Below are 13,038 nucleotides of genomic sequence, written 5' to 3'. Positions count from 1 at the left end.
AACTGTTAATAAACCGCACAGGAAGCTTGGTAAGACCTTGGGAACAGAAATATAACACATATAACCATCTTCACACTTAAAGCTCTTATAACTGATTACAGGCACTAATTTTATATGGAAAAAATTATTAATTGAAAAAACATCTTTAACAGGGGCAAGCCCTGTCCAGCAAAGTGATTGTTGGCAACAATCACGAAGTGCTGCTACTAAAGATATAGTTTTCCTATACATTTAAGAGCAAATGCTATATGTCAGAGGGGGAATGCTATGTTTAAACATAGGATCCGAATTAAAATTTAAAAGGAAAATAGAACTGACTATGATCGAATACATTCGCTTATTACTTCATAGTAGTAAAATACAAAATGTCAGTTTTAGGGCGTAGCCGTGCGTAAGCACAGAGATAAAGATCTTTTCAAAAAGAAGTTTAATAATCAGTAGTAAAATCATAAATTAAATAAAAATATATTTGATTTTTACGCTTACGATAGAGTATTAAACAGTAATAAAATAATAAAAGGAAAATACAATGAACAATATCAAAATGATCACACTCTTCCATCCACATGACAAAACACCATTTATGATCTGTATTGTAAGCAAAGTAGAAGATACAGAACACGGATTGAAATTAACCCTTGAAAACGGCAACAACATTTGTGTCAATAATTATAGTCATTATCTTTTATCAGATTCTGTAAGTCGTTGTGATAAAGACAGGTTGAAAAATATTTATATTCGCTTGGTTTCAGAACTCACACAGATGAGTGAAGAAACTATAAAATCACAGATGTTATAAAATATTTATCAAAATATCATAAATATTTTTGATATTACGACTGGTTGCATGGTATTAAATAAAAACAATAACAGGAAAAATGTCATGCGGAAAATAAAAACAAAGATCTATATACCTACAACTTTAACAGGAAACATGGGTAGACACTATATCCCTGTTTTAGAGGATTTAAGAAAAACAATATACAGCGACAGAATATTATCAAGGCTTGCAGATAGCGGCAATATTGTTATCCACAGTTCAGTTGGGTATCCGGTTGCTAAATATAAAAACACGGGGATTAGCATAGGCATAGAACCATTAAATCCAATGATAAGACAAGATCTAACTCTTGGATATATCGTGGTAATCAGAAACGGAAAAGCATCACAGGAAGTTAATGGTTTACTTAACAGGTCATTGCCAAAAGCGATAAGCACTTTTAAGGACCATATTAATGAATATGAAGCAGCAAAAAGTAAAATGCTATAACAACCTATGATCTGGTAAAATATTTAATCTGATAACTACAGGAGGAGGATGAGCGATGGAAGGTCAGTTAATTTTTTGTTCCGATTCAATACTACGGTTTCAGTCCGATTACGATGAAACCGCTGCCGTTCCATTGCTATCCATCCAGAACGTCATAGCCGATACCGATCCGTTCTTTCTTCTCCGTTTCTTCCACCATACCGTTCTGATTGAAGAAGGAACAACGCTGGCAAGTATCTTTCTGGCAATAGAACCGTGGAAGGCTTTGTTAGCGGCTTATCTGGACAGAGATGTTGGTGCTTATATAGATGAGGTAAGAAAACCGTCCGGGCCAACGACATGGGATATTGAATGGATTGGGATTGATCGCCGTAGCATGGTTTACCGCGCTTATAAACGTCAGGAGATGCAGGATGGAGAGGATTTTTCTGACTATTTAAACCGGGAACGCGTTCTGACAGATGAATTTGAGATTGAAAGTGGCTGTGAGGCTTCTGGCTTCATTAAAGGTGATAAAGAACGATGGAGCATCAGTGGTGATGTTCACGAGATAAAGAATCTGCCTGTAATCCTCTATAGCAAACAGACATTGATGACTTCACCGAAAGACGGTTTGTTGAAGAAAAACATATCGGGTGTGAAGAGTTCGAAGCACAGTTGCTTCATTTATGGCGATACCTCGTTTTCTTTCAGTGAGGTTATGGAAGCCATCTTCATTAGCGGGCTGTTCTTCTATGCACCAAAAGACGCCGCCAGCAGTCTTGATGAGCTGAAAGCGAGTCTGGCTGAACTGGAAGAAGAACGCGCTGAAAATCCAAATGCGGAGTCGACTGGCAATGAAACAGATGAAGAACCTACCATCGTTGTAGCCGAAGGTGCATTTGATTCGCTCGCTGCTCACATGGAGTCTGAAAAAGCGGAGTGGCAATCCATTAAGAAGTTATGCCAGCAAGAAGGTGGGCTGCCCATACGCATTGGCAACATTAAAATGTCTGAGTCTATTCAGATTATACCTTAGTTGATATTTTTACTAAAATGTGAATGCTAAATCATAGAGTGGAATTTAATAATGTATAAAGAAGAAAATAAAAATATAGCTCGTAAAAGTGTTTTAAAAGCTGCGATTGAGGCGCTTACTTTGTGTAGAAAAGACTCGACTTTAGCTCCTAAAGACTATATTCGAAAAGTTAAAGCGTTTTATAGGAAAGACGAGAGTGATCCACGTGCGTTTATTGTTGATGAGTTATCGGAGGAAACAATAATTCGGTGGGAGGAATTCTATGATTCAGTGATTCAGGATAGGACTGCACGTAGTATTAAAGTCGCATATTTATCTGGGCCTAACCCTGAAAATGATTTAACTGAAATGACTGATATGGGGCTTTTGCCAGAAAATATTTGGGCATTTGAAAGTGATGCTAAAATATATAATGAGGCTGTAATTTCAGCACTTTCTTCAAAATTTCCGTTTATAAAATTAATTAAAGCTAATGTTGGGGATTTTTTTGAGGTGTCACCGCAGAAATTTGATCTTATATATCTTGATTTCTGTGGGCCATTGCCGAGTAAGAAAGCTGGTCAGAAAACATTAAAGGCAATAACATCAATATTAAAATATCATGCGCTTTCACCTCTTGGTGTTATGATAACAAATGTAAGTCTACTGTCAAAAGAACAAAACGCGAATGAACATAAAAATATCGTAAATTTAGTTGCGAGTTATCTCTATCCAAAATCAACACTGGAGAGTAATAATCCTGAATGGAACTGTACTGATGGTGCAATTTCTGAAGGTTATAGCCTTGATGAGTGGCATAAAAAAGTTGAATGTGAAATTGAAGATTTCTATGGGCAGTATATAACGAGATTATTAGTTGATCTGATTTCGGTGATCTCTCCATATGATAATTTCACCTCATCGCATTCTTTATATAAAAATATGTTTAAAATTTCTAATTACAACGATCTAACTAAAAGCGCAAATGATTTATTTCATTTTGATAGTAATGGGAATGGTGGGGATATTATAGTTGATTCAGGGCTATTTCCAATCCTTTGGACAATTGCATCAATAGATAAAAAATACAATAATAAAGATAAGAATTACTATCAAGATATTTATTGCGATGATGATTTTAACGATTATGCTCAGTCTTTTTTATCGCAAATGAGTGCTAATGGTAATGCTCATGATTTAATAAAAAACATTTCTAATATGCACTTTCTATTAAATGAAGGGCGTACAGAGAATAATTTCTATAGTGATTCTCTGCGAAATCTCAATAAAATAAATTGGTATCAAAAAGTTTATCCATTTTGTGATCTTTTTTTGTTTCATCAAATTAAAGAGGTTTTATTCAGACAGTTATCCGTACCTTATCATGTAAATATGGAAAAAACACTGAGATGGAAATACAAAGCAAAAGACACCAATATGTATATGGATATGTTGGTGCTTGATGAATGTCGTTACCTATACGATTGGATGCCTTCACTTGATATGTTTTATAGTGGGATGATGGATATCGAGAGGCAATTTAGTTTTAGGTTTATTCTTGATGCTGTAGCTAAGCATCGAATGGTTTATAATAATGAATTCTTTTATGGGACTGCATCTGTTAGTAAATTCGAAACTGATTATGTTGAAAAAGTATTGAGTGTTAGAAAGAATATAATCTAATCATATAGAGTAAGATCACTTCCTTGGGAAATGATCTTACTCATGAAGTTAGTTTTCATAAAAATAAAATGAAACCACTAATCAATCATACCTCGTGTAACTTTACTGGCTGTCTGACTAAAATTATAACGTTCCACAACATCACCTTTAAACCAGATATCCAGTGATTTAATGTGTGCCGTGCTGCTATTGGTCAATAGAGCAAGGCCGGGTATGTAGTTAGATAATTGGCTTTCTCCCGTCATACTTGAGTAGTTCCACATCTCCTGTCCATCATTCGTAGCGCGTGTCTGAGGTTCTCCAAAGGCAGCAAGAATTTCTCGTTGGGTAGTTTTACCCTTGACGATTTTTAATTTAACCGTCTGATGATTTTCATCAGTTAGAGATTTATTACCATGAACGGTACAGCCACCAAGCGGAAGTATGATAAAAATAGCAAATAATAATTTTTTCATTTTTGTTCTATAAATAGATGAAAGGTAACAGGTTAGAAAACATACTTTTTAAATACCAGCATCCACCGCTCGCAAAGTTCGTGATTTGAGGTGCTTTTATTTTTCAGGGGAACATTAACTTTCCACATGGGATTTTTAATATCATCGGTTAAAATATTTAGACCAGACCGTTTATTAGCTGAAAGTTGTTCTCTCCAGTTAGCAATAGCCGCATTATTCATACCTCGTAATGTTCCATTGCCGTAAAACTTACCACCCTCTGAAAGCGTATAATTTATTTCCCGGATTTCATCAAAAGTATATGTGCTGTCTTTATCTTTATTGAAAATACGGACAGTATGTTTTTGAGTATCAATAACAATACCTGTCTGCTGGCATTCATACGAAAGAATGTCGCCGTCCAGAACTTCCGTAAAGCTGTTGTAGTGCTTTTTCTTCTGTATATCTGCTGCGGTCATGATAATGACGAAGAGCACCACTAAAAATACGATACCTGTTGCTTCCACTCTTACTTCCTCCATGTAAATGAGTTAAAGAGACTGAACCCGCTCACAGAGCTTTGCTTCGTTTTATACGTCCTACAGCACCAAACTCATGGCGTCGGTCTCGGCGTTGCAAGGCTATCAGAACTTGAAATTATGATCGATATAAAAGATCGATAATTAGTTATTGATAGATTATAACGATTGAAAGTGTGATATCGATCGGTTATTAATTGTTATTATCGATCGAATATCTATTTATGATAGTTAAAAACTATCATAAGATTGTTTTTGATCGTTTTAAACGATATGACGAGACGCTAAAAGAATTGAATCCTATCAATTGGTTAAGCGGTGGTTTTGCCATGTGATATCAGCCGGATCCCGCAACAACTCTAGCCCTGACCGGATTAGGTCAAAAAATATACGCAATTTTGATTATCAGGATGGATAAGCAGATGAAGAAGATTTTACTCGTTGCTGGCGCGGCTCTGGCGCTGGCGGGATGTGGTGAGAAAGGTGAGTTTGAGAAAGCGATCAATGCCAAGATTGGGCAGGACAAATACTGCTTCTCGCTGGATAACAATAACACCAGCTTCCCGATCCGTCTTGCCAAGCCACGGCTTGATTCGACTGGCACAGGGACGAATTCAGTGATCCTCGACGGTTTTATTGAGCAGGGCCTGATGGTTTTTGAACAGGGCTATGACTCGAACGTATTAGGGATAACAGAGGAAGGCAAAAAAGCCAAAGTCTGGAGCACAACAGACGGTGCCTGTGTTGGTCGTCGTGCTGTTGACGAGATTAAGGAATGGACTGAGCCGGGAAACGGTAATCAGAAAGTAGTTCGTGTGTCTTATACGTGGAAGCTGGTTGACGTTCCGAACTGGATTGACAAAAAGGCATTCGCCAGTGTTAAAGGAATGAATAAACCTGCTGATGGTGCAATGAATCTCTTTAAGACCAGCAATGGCTGGAAAGCCAATTAAGGAAACCAATATGGAAAACAATACCATCAAATGCCCGTTCTGTTTCAAAGAGAGCCAGCGTGGGGTTCACGTTTGCACAGGTTGCTTAGCGACTGTGTTATGTGGCACTTATCCCGGCTGGTATGCTGCTGTTGTTTTGTTGTTGACTTTTGGTTTATCGACGTTGATCGGTATGGCAGGAGCTACTATCAGCCTTCCGATAATTGCTATCGTAGGGTTTGTTGCTGGCAAAGTTATTTTTGCTGATAATGTAGTGTTTAGGCGAAGAATGTAATTAAGCATAAAACAAAAACCATATTCTTGATTTATAGGAGTATGGTTTATATCTATATAAGAGGATTGGATAGAGTGCCCTTAATCGACCTTGAGCTGAGACCTTAATAAATCAGGTTCGCATCTTACCTGACAAATTGCTCCCTGATATTAGAAACAGATGTGCTGGTAATGAAATTGTGTGGTATGATGATTTTAGAAATTGTCTCTTATAAAAGGACTTTGAATAAGATGAATACAATCTATCATTATTGCAGCCCTGAATCTTTCTTCAGTATTATTCAGAATCAGCGATTATGGCTAAGCTCTATGGATCATATGAACGATTACATGGAGAAAAAGTGGTTTTACTCTACACTTAAAAAATATTTATATAAAAACTTAGATGCTAACTGCGTTGACCAGTTTATAGCACATTTGGATGACAATATATCTATTGGAACACCATTTGCTTGTTGTCTATCTAAATCTGGGGATATTTTAAGTCAATGGCGTGCGTATGCAAAAGATGGCTTTGGTGTATCCATCGGATTCGACAGAGAAAAGCTCGATGTCTATGATGGGATTATAGGTAATAACCTTGATCCTAAACACCGACTAACTCTTAGCGATATATCTTATATGGATATTAACGTAATTGAATGCTTAGCTGAAAGGATATTATCAAGATATTCATTCATAAAAAAATACTATATGAATGAAATTATATCGACATCAAAATTTAACCGCTACGACAAATGCATCCTTGAATTAATTTCCAATATTATTCACTTAAATACCACGACTAAAAACCCAGCATTTAAGGAGGAAAAAGAAGTACGATTAGTTTATCAAACTCTTGATACAGGAAGATATGAATACCCAGAATCATCATCAATTAAAGATCTGAAATATAGAATATCCAATAATCAAATTATATCATATTACGAATTAGGTTTCCCAAAAGATGCCGTTTCAGAATTGATATTAGGTCCAAACAATAAATTTAAAGAAAGCGATATTGTTAACTTTTTGCAGTATAATGGTTTTGAACACAGCATAAAAATATTGAAATCAAAGGCCAGTTATGGAGCTTAAATAAAAATGTATTTTCTATTTTGCTATTCATTATAATTATTATTACGATATGCCAGTGGTCTCAACTTTGAAACATGGGACTTTCCTGAATACTCTGAGGGGCTTGATGGTATGAGATCTATGTATTTATCAATCTCTGTTTGTACATCTTTCGGACGACTTGGAAAACGAACGGTTTTGTCATGGTCTGATTCATTGCCATAGATGCTTGCTTCTGGTGATGTCTGGTCATTGTTAAATTTAGCGCGTTTTTCAAACTCCGAGCGTGGAACATTGATACCCAGCACTTCATCATAGACATAGTTCTCTGCGATACGCTTATCATGGTCAGCATCAGTGGTATCGGGTTTCCTTCTGGCCCATATAAATTTCTCTCTTATATATCCTACTATCAGTAGCGTGAAACGTTTAAACAAACCATTCTGGCGGGGCTTGGTCTGTTTCCTACTCCTCATCGGAGCGCGGTTCTTCGCTCTGGTGTTTTGAATAGATGGGGTTTTCAATTTAGTGGATGCAGTTGGTTCAGGAACAATCAGAACGGGAGATTTCTTCCCTGATACATTTACTTTACTGACCTTATTGGGATTACGGTAAGATTTTGTTGCTGGTCTTCTGCTTGTGGCGTGTGTCGTCATAACAGGTTGCTGTTTAGTTGTAGCCGGGAAGTCAGGGATAACGATTTCTTCGGGTTCAGCAAGATGTGTAATCGTAAAGCTTCTGACATCAACCACGATCTCCAGTGGTAGCTCACTGAATGTGTTGTAGACCTTCTTCGCTTCCTCTATTTGCTGATCACGTAAAGCTTGTTCTGTAGCTCGCTGTTCCTGTGACTCGGTGTTATTCCACTTGGCACGATGAACTCGTTGCATTGCTGGACGGTTTGTTTCGGTTGCTTTGGCAAGCCAGAAGGCTTTTTCTTCAGCGCTGAATGCTTCTTCTGCTTGGGCAAGGGCATCAGCACATTGAGTTCTGAGAGAACGGTGATCGATACGTTCTTCACGGCCTGCGGTCTCAAGGTAGCTGTTTGACATCGTGGCCCACGACTCACGCCACTGAACAACCATCTTCTTATCATTCCAGCTTCTGTCTTTTTTGCCGAAGCCTTCTGGACCAATGGTTTTCAGGGTTAACATGACGTGAGCATGTGGGTTTTTACTGTCCAGATCATGAAATGCGATATCAGCAATCATCCCCTTATCGACAAAGTTTTTCTGGCAGTATTCGGCAACTAATTTTTTCTTGTCATCATTGCTGAGTTCTACGGGGATAGCGACATCAAAATAACGCGCTGTTTGTCCGTTGTTCTGGCGTTCCACTCTTTCAACTTCATTCCACAATGCTGAGGAGCTTTCAACAATATGAGCAGGTGCGGAAACAGGTGCCAATATAATATGACCATGTAGATCTGTTCTGTGGCTGAAATCGTATGTTTCACCGATGCGATCATCTGTAATACGTGTACGGGTATGGTAGGCAGCCTTCGCAACGGAAGTCATGCCTTCGCTTCGTTTCACAATTTTAAAATCCAGATGAAAAATCGCCATTAATAAATTAACCTCAAATATAAATGCTGCCGTTAGTTTTACGTAAGAAAAACTTCGGGGTTGACGTTGGTTTTGCTTTTAGCCTGCGGCAGGCAACCGTCGGTAGACCCCACACACTGCGTAGCAGTGTATAGGTGGGCATTGTCTTTAAAAAATAAGCCAATGTAAAAACTCCCCCTTAGTTAATTAATACGAAATATACTGATAGTTGTAAAATGATGCGTTAAATTAAACGACACGAACTGGATTAAAGGTGTAGGTTTCACGTCCGAAGGGAAAAAATAAAGAAAAGGCCCGTAATGGCAAAAGAAGTATTAATTGTTCCCGCCGAAAGGCGGGATAGCTAAAATTGAAGAAAAAAGCTAATAAAACGGAGAGTGTTATGTGTTGCACAATTCACAGGTTGAGGTTGAAAAATAGAGTTTAAAGCTGATAGGTGAAAATAAAATAACAAAAGTACAAAAATAAGTAACGCGGAGAGTGCCAGATGTTTTGTGTTAGTGATTACTATCGCATGTATTGCACTATTTTATTTATGGATGCTCCAGAACTATTCCTTCTGACAAAACGGTGTAAATTTGACGTTATTTACCTTTGTGATAATTAAATACGTATAAACAATAAGAGGTAATAATCATGGATAATGAAACTAAAAGATCAAGAACAGAAAAAACATTAAAACAAAAGGTGGCATTTGCTCAACTTGAACTTAACCGTTTAAAGTCAATGGAGAAATCAGAACAAAAGAAAGTTGAAACAAGGCTTAAGATTATTCTTGGGGCAGAAGTAGCCAAGGCTATGAATTGTGGTATCGAACAGGTGGATAAGGAACTTGTTATGGGGATTTTACTTTCAGCATCTGAGTTGAATGATATTGAAAGAGTCAAATATATAAAAGCAGGGAGATGGTTTCTTGCTCAAATGGATGGCAGACAAAAATAAAAAATATTAAATAAATTTCATGACAGGGGTTGATATCTAATTAATATCTGTTATCTATATAAAAGAACAGAGCGCAGGATAATACTTTATTAATACATATTTTTTCCTTTTCAATCAATCATGCGTTCTGTTCGACCAGTAATCTGTTAATTTTTATCTTTATGTAGTAAACGTCATTATTACTTTTTCATCGGATATGATTATATATCTCATGGGAAGGTGATAATGACAAACGCTGTGATAATAAATGTTGTATTTAAATCTCCCAAAAGGCAAAGAGCGATCTTTGCCTTTTTCAATTCATCCGTCTATCAGATAGAGTTAAATATATCTTACGCCATCTATTGCCAGAAATGAGAGAAGCGTTATAACAGGAGATATCATTAAAATAAATAAAGGAGATAATAATGGTTTTATTAAATAGTAAAAGAAAAAGCAAAAAAGGTTTCTCATTACTCGAATTATTACTTGTTCTGGGGATTATTGCCGCATTAGTAGTAGCGGCTTTTATTGTGTATCCCAAGGTTCAGGCTTCACAAAGAGCGCAAGCGGAAAGTAATAATATTGCCACCATACAGGCAGGTGTCAAAGCACTCTATACATCAGCATCCAGCTTTACTGGGCTAACGAATACCGTAGCTGTTCAGGCAAAATTCTTCCCTGATAATATGTTAAGTGGAACAGGCAATGCAGCTAAACCAATTAACGCATTCAAAGGGAACGTGACGCTGGCTGCGGCAGCTACAGGTCCGTCATCTGCGGCAGGTTCTTCTTTCACTATCACATATGACAACGTGCCAGCAGCAGAATGTGTGAAAATAACCACAGCGGCGGCAGGCAATTTTTACACTGCTAAAGTGGGTTCTAAAGTAGTAAAAGCTGCAGATGGTACCCTTGATGTAGCAGCTACCGCCGCAGCATGTAATAACGCTACAAGTAATACATTAGTATTCACGTCTATTTAATTAAAGGGGCACTTTATGCCCCTTTTTGGATCATATTTTCAGATGGGAGATATAATTATGATAAAGAAAAGAGGATTTACTCTATTAGAGATCACCATCGTTTTAGGTATAGGTTCTCTTATTGGTTTTATGAAGTTTCAGGACATGAGGAAAGAACAGGAAGCAGTAATGGCACAGGCGGTAGGCTTTCAAATGAAACAGGTTGGCGAAGCAGTTAACCGTTATATTAGCATTCGCTATAATAAGCTTTCCACACTGTCATCTTCACGCAGTCAAAGTAGCGATCCGGGACCAAGAACCTGTACGGCTAATGGCTGTGAAATCACTTACCAGACGCTGGTGAATGAAAGTCTCTTGCCCTCTACATATGCGGGAGTTAATGCCCAAAAGTCTTCTTATAAAATCCTGTTAAAACGATCAGGCGTATCACCAAACTATGTTATCAATGGTTTGATTGCTACGACGATACCTTGGGTCGAAGGTGGAAAAACGCGATACGACCTGTTAGGAAAATCGATGCAATCAGCAGGTATTGATAGCGGTATGACGAAATCGCCTGCTCAGGCATCAGGATATAATGGAGTGTGGACAGAAAAGTCTACTGATTACCCGGCAATTAATAAAGCAGGATTACTGGTTTACCGTGTGGGCTATGATAGTTCTATGTATTCTGTTTACTTGCGTCGCGATGGAACATTGCCTATGACTGGAAATCTCAATATGGGCACTAACGATATTAATAATGCCAAGAACATTACCGCATCGGGAACGGGGATCTTTGGTGGGGATGTTTCTTCCGCAGGGAAAATAATCGCAGCACAAGAAATAATAGCGCATAATGGTTATGGTGATGCCATACATTTTGGCGGCGATGCTGTTAATAACGACTATGAAATAACCATGTCTAAGGATAAGACCTTATCTATTCATATGGCAAGCAATCGAACAGATCTCACTACGCTGAAAATTAGTGGAGGACTGTCTACGATTGGTAATGGAACGATTAGTGGAACATTAGATACAGGTAAAAGTATCACATCCGGTGGACAATTTAATGGTCATAACGGTGGTGGTGATAGTTTCAGTATTGGTGGTGGAGATGCTAACGATTATGAGTTCAGATTAGATACTGTTAAGCCGCTAACCATCTGGCGAAATGGTGGTACCAGTACTGAAACAAGGCTTCAGGTTTTTGGGAAACAAACCAACCAAGGTGATTTTGCTATTACTCCGGGGACAGGAAGCACTGGTAGTATTGCAGCATCTGGAAATATTCAGGGACATACTCTACAACCTACATCGACGAATACAACTGGTGGGACATGTCCAAGTATAGGCCTGATATCTAAAGACAACATGGGAAATATATTATCCTGCGTTAATGGAAAATGGTCTGTTGTCAGTAACCTGCCAGTTGGTTCACCTGTTCCTTGGCCTTCAAATACAGCGCCTGTAGGTTGGTTAATATGCAGGGGACAATCTTTTAATACTGCCCTATATCCTCAGTTAGCAAAAGCCTATCCAAGAGGAAGACTTCCTGATTTAAGAGGAGTATTTATTCGAGGGCTGGATTCGGGAAGAGGACTTGACTCAGGAAGAGTTATTAATTCTTATCAGGATGATCAGATTCAAAATATTACAGGTCATATGGCGGCTGATGTATCACAGAGTGGAAACATCGGTAAATATGTGAGTGGCGCTTTCGCGGATAGTGGTGCGTTAGGTGAAGGTGATGAAGGTCATAAAAGCAATGAAGTAAGGAAATATACGTTTGATGCTTCGAGAGTCGTTCGGGCAGGTAATGAAACAAGACCTAAGAATGTTGCCATGAATTATATCGTTCAGGCACAATGACTATTTTAATGATCAGGCGACTTTAAATGCGAAATGTACGCCTAATGGTCTGGTGGGCCGAGACAGTATGGGTAAGGTTTTATCCTGCGTCAGTGGTAAGTGGCAAACAGTAAGTGGTGATAGATTAAAAGGTATTTATATCACGATCACAGACCAAGTATCGGGCTATAAGTGTGTAATACCAAACAGCGATACAAGGGGATGTTCTTGTCCGGGATCGGCATATAGCTCAAAATACAGCTATTTATCAGGAACGTTAATTGCTCAATATGATGATCAACGTTGTGGTGGTGGAAAGAATGATCACTTTTATAGTAATTACAGAAGATTATATGCATGCCAATAATGTTAACTGTTGAGGAATTAATGTTTGTGTTTAAACATTATAATAAAATTTAACTTTTAATAAATAACATATTATTTAATAAGTGTCTTTTAAAGATATTCACTTTTATAATATATCTGATTGTCTAATATATAGGGAGTAGTTTACAGCTCAATGAGTTG

The 13,038-nt window shown here is 37.8% G+C and carries 13 protein-coding genes and 1 pseudogene; 11 read left to right on the top strand and 3 right to left on the bottom strand.

Annotation, left to right across the window (positions count from 1 at the left end; all coding sequences use genetic code 11):
- The first annotated feature begins 529 nt into the window (after positions 1 to 529).
- The 4 genes from N7E69_RS23035 (at position 530) to N7E69_RS23020 (ending at position 3,950) form a co-directional block, all read left to right on the top strand.
- The gene (locus N7E69_RS23035; RefSeq protein WP_001059614.1) at positions 530 to 799 is read left to right on the top strand and encodes a hypothetical protein; all 270 of its coding nucleotides are present in this window, start codon (positions 530 to 532) and stop codon (positions 797 to 799) included.
- Between the two features lie 84 nt (positions 800 to 883).
- On the top strand, positions 884 to 1,270 hold the full coding sequence (locus N7E69_RS23030) for a hypothetical protein (RefSeq protein WP_001226498.1): 387 nt from the start codon (positions 884 to 886) through the stop codon (positions 1,268 to 1,270).
- A gap of 55 nt (positions 1,271 to 1,325) precedes the next feature.
- On the top strand, positions 1,326 to 2,288 hold the full coding sequence (locus tag N7E69_RS23025) for a hypothetical protein (protein WP_000399004.1): 963 nt from the start codon (positions 1,326 to 1,328) through the stop codon (positions 2,286 to 2,288).
- Between the two features lie 51 nt (positions 2,289 to 2,339).
- A complete protein-coding gene (locus tag N7E69_RS23020; protein WP_108629065.1) occupies positions 2,340 to 3,950 on the top strand; it encodes a class I SAM-dependent methyltransferase in 1,611 nt (536 codons plus the stop codon).
- A gap of 77 nt (positions 3,951 to 4,027) precedes the next feature.
- Here the strand turns inward: N7E69_RS23020 and N7E69_RS23015 are convergent, their stop codons facing one another.
- Complete coding sequence (locus tag N7E69_RS23015; RefSeq protein ID WP_000734572.1) at positions 4,028 to 4,405, bottom strand: hypothetical protein; 378 nt, start codon at positions 4,403 to 4,405, stop codon at positions 4,028 to 4,030.
- A 32-nt stretch (positions 4,406 to 4,437) separates the two neighbouring features.
- Positions 4,438 to 4,911 carry a DUF4755 domain-containing protein gene (locus N7E69_RS23010; protein WP_000388421.1) on the bottom strand — a complete coding sequence of 158 codons (474 nt, stop codon included), beginning with the start codon at positions 4,909 to 4,911 and terminating at the stop codon, positions 4,438 to 4,440.
- Between the two features lie 434 nt (positions 4,912 to 5,345).
- On the opposite strand from N7E69_RS23010, the gene N7E69_RS23005 reads away from it, so the two are divergent.
- The 3 genes from N7E69_RS23005 (at position 5,346) to N7E69_RS22995 (ending at position 7,226) form a co-directional block, all read left to right on the top strand.
- A complete protein-coding gene (locus N7E69_RS23005) occupies positions 5,346 to 5,876 on the top strand; it encodes a lipoprotein (protein WP_000722543.1) in 531 nt (176 codons plus the stop codon).
- A gap of 10 nt (positions 5,877 to 5,886) precedes the next feature.
- A complete protein-coding gene (locus N7E69_RS23000) occupies positions 5,887 to 6,150 on the top strand; it encodes a hypothetical protein (protein ID WP_000430094.1) in 264 nt (87 codons plus the stop codon).
- A 185-nt stretch (positions 6,151 to 6,335) separates the two neighbouring features.
- A complete protein-coding gene (locus tag N7E69_RS22995; protein WP_000972946.1) occupies positions 6,336 to 7,226 on the top strand; it encodes a DUF2971 domain-containing protein in 891 nt (296 codons plus the stop codon).
- A 23-nt stretch (positions 7,227 to 7,249) separates the two neighbouring features.
- Here the strand turns inward: N7E69_RS22995 and mobQ are convergent, their stop codons facing one another.
- Positions 7,250 to 8,770 (bottom strand): MobQ family relaxase, encoded by a 1,521-nt coding sequence (gene mobQ, locus N7E69_RS22990; protein WP_000964102.1) that lies wholly within the window; start codon positions 8,768 to 8,770, stop codon positions 7,250 to 7,252.
- Between the two features lie 636 nt (positions 8,771 to 9,406).
- Between mobQ and N7E69_RS22985 the strand changes: the two genes are divergently transcribed.
- The 4 genes and pseudogenes from N7E69_RS22985 to N7E69_RS22970 form a co-directional block, all read left to right on the top strand.
- Complete coding sequence (locus N7E69_RS22985; protein ID WP_000368357.1) at positions 9,407 to 9,712, top strand: conjugal transfer protein TraD; 306 nt, start codon at positions 9,407 to 9,409, stop codon at positions 9,710 to 9,712.
- 407 nt (positions 9,713 to 10,119) lie between these two features.
- On the top strand, positions 10,120 to 10,677 hold the full coding sequence (bfpA, locus tag N7E69_RS22980; RefSeq protein WP_000243507.1) for a type IV pilus major subunit protein BfpA: 558 nt from the start codon (positions 10,120 to 10,122) through the stop codon (positions 10,675 to 10,677).
- Positions 10,678 to 10,692: 15 nt separating this feature from the next.
- Entirely contained in the window at positions 10,693 to 12,531 is a 1,839-nt protein-coding gene (locus N7E69_RS22975) for a tail fiber protein (RefSeq protein ID WP_001127942.1), read from the top strand.
- Between the two features lies 1 nt (position 12,532).
- Positions 12,533 to 12,877 (top strand): annotated as a pseudogene (locus N7E69_RS22970) (pilus assembly protein PilV); the annotation flags it as partial.
- Positions 12,878 to 13,038 lie beyond the last annotated feature (161 nt).

The organism is Salmonella sp. 3C (assembly GCF_025426275.1).
GTDB classification, from domain to species: domain Bacteria; phylum Pseudomonadota; class Gammaproteobacteria; order Enterobacterales; family Enterobacteriaceae; genus Salmonella; species Salmonella enterica.
This window is presented reverse-complemented; position numbering and strand designations above follow the sequence as displayed.

Coding starts and splice junctions, on each gene's coding strand:
- N7E69_RS23035 (WP_001059614.1), top strand. CDS start 530: ATGAACAATATCAAAATGATCACACTCTTCCATCCACATGACAAAACA.
- N7E69_RS23030 (WP_001226498.1), top strand. CDS start 884: ATGCGGAAAATAAAAACAAAGATCTATATACCTACAACTTTAACAGGA.
- N7E69_RS23025 (WP_000399004.1), top strand. CDS start 1,326: ATGGAAGGTCAGTTAATTTTTTGTTCCGATTCAATACTACGGTTTCAG.
- N7E69_RS23020 (WP_108629065.1), top strand. CDS start 2,340: ATGTATAAAGAAGAAAATAAAAATATAGCTCGTAAAAGTGTTTTAAAA.
- N7E69_RS23015 (WP_000734572.1), bottom strand. CDS start 4,405: ATGAAAAAATTATTATTTGCTATTTTTATCATACTTCCGCTTGGTGGC.
- N7E69_RS23005 (WP_000722543.1), top strand. CDS start 5,346: ATGAAGAAGATTTTACTCGTTGCTGGCGCGGCTCTGGCGCTGGCGGGA.
- N7E69_RS23000 (WP_000430094.1), top strand. CDS start 5,887: ATGGAAAACAATACCATCAAATGCCCGTTCTGTTTCAAAGAGAGCCAG.
- N7E69_RS22995 (WP_000972946.1), top strand. CDS start 6,336: ATGATGATTTTAGAAATTGTCTCTTATAAAAGGACTTTGAATAAGATG.
- mobQ (WP_000964102.1), bottom strand. CDS start 8,770: ATGGCGATTTTTCATCTGGATTTTAAAATTGTGAAACGAAGCGAAGGC.
- N7E69_RS22985 (WP_000368357.1), top strand. CDS start 9,407: ATGGATAATGAAACTAAAAGATCAAGAACAGAAAAAACATTAAAACAA.
- bfpA (WP_000243507.1), top strand. CDS start 10,120: ATGGTTTTATTAAATAGTAAAAGAAAAAGCAAAAAAGGTTTCTCATTA.
- N7E69_RS22975 (WP_001127942.1), top strand. CDS start 10,693: ATGCCCCTTTTTGGATCATATTTTCAGATGGGAGATATAATTATGATA.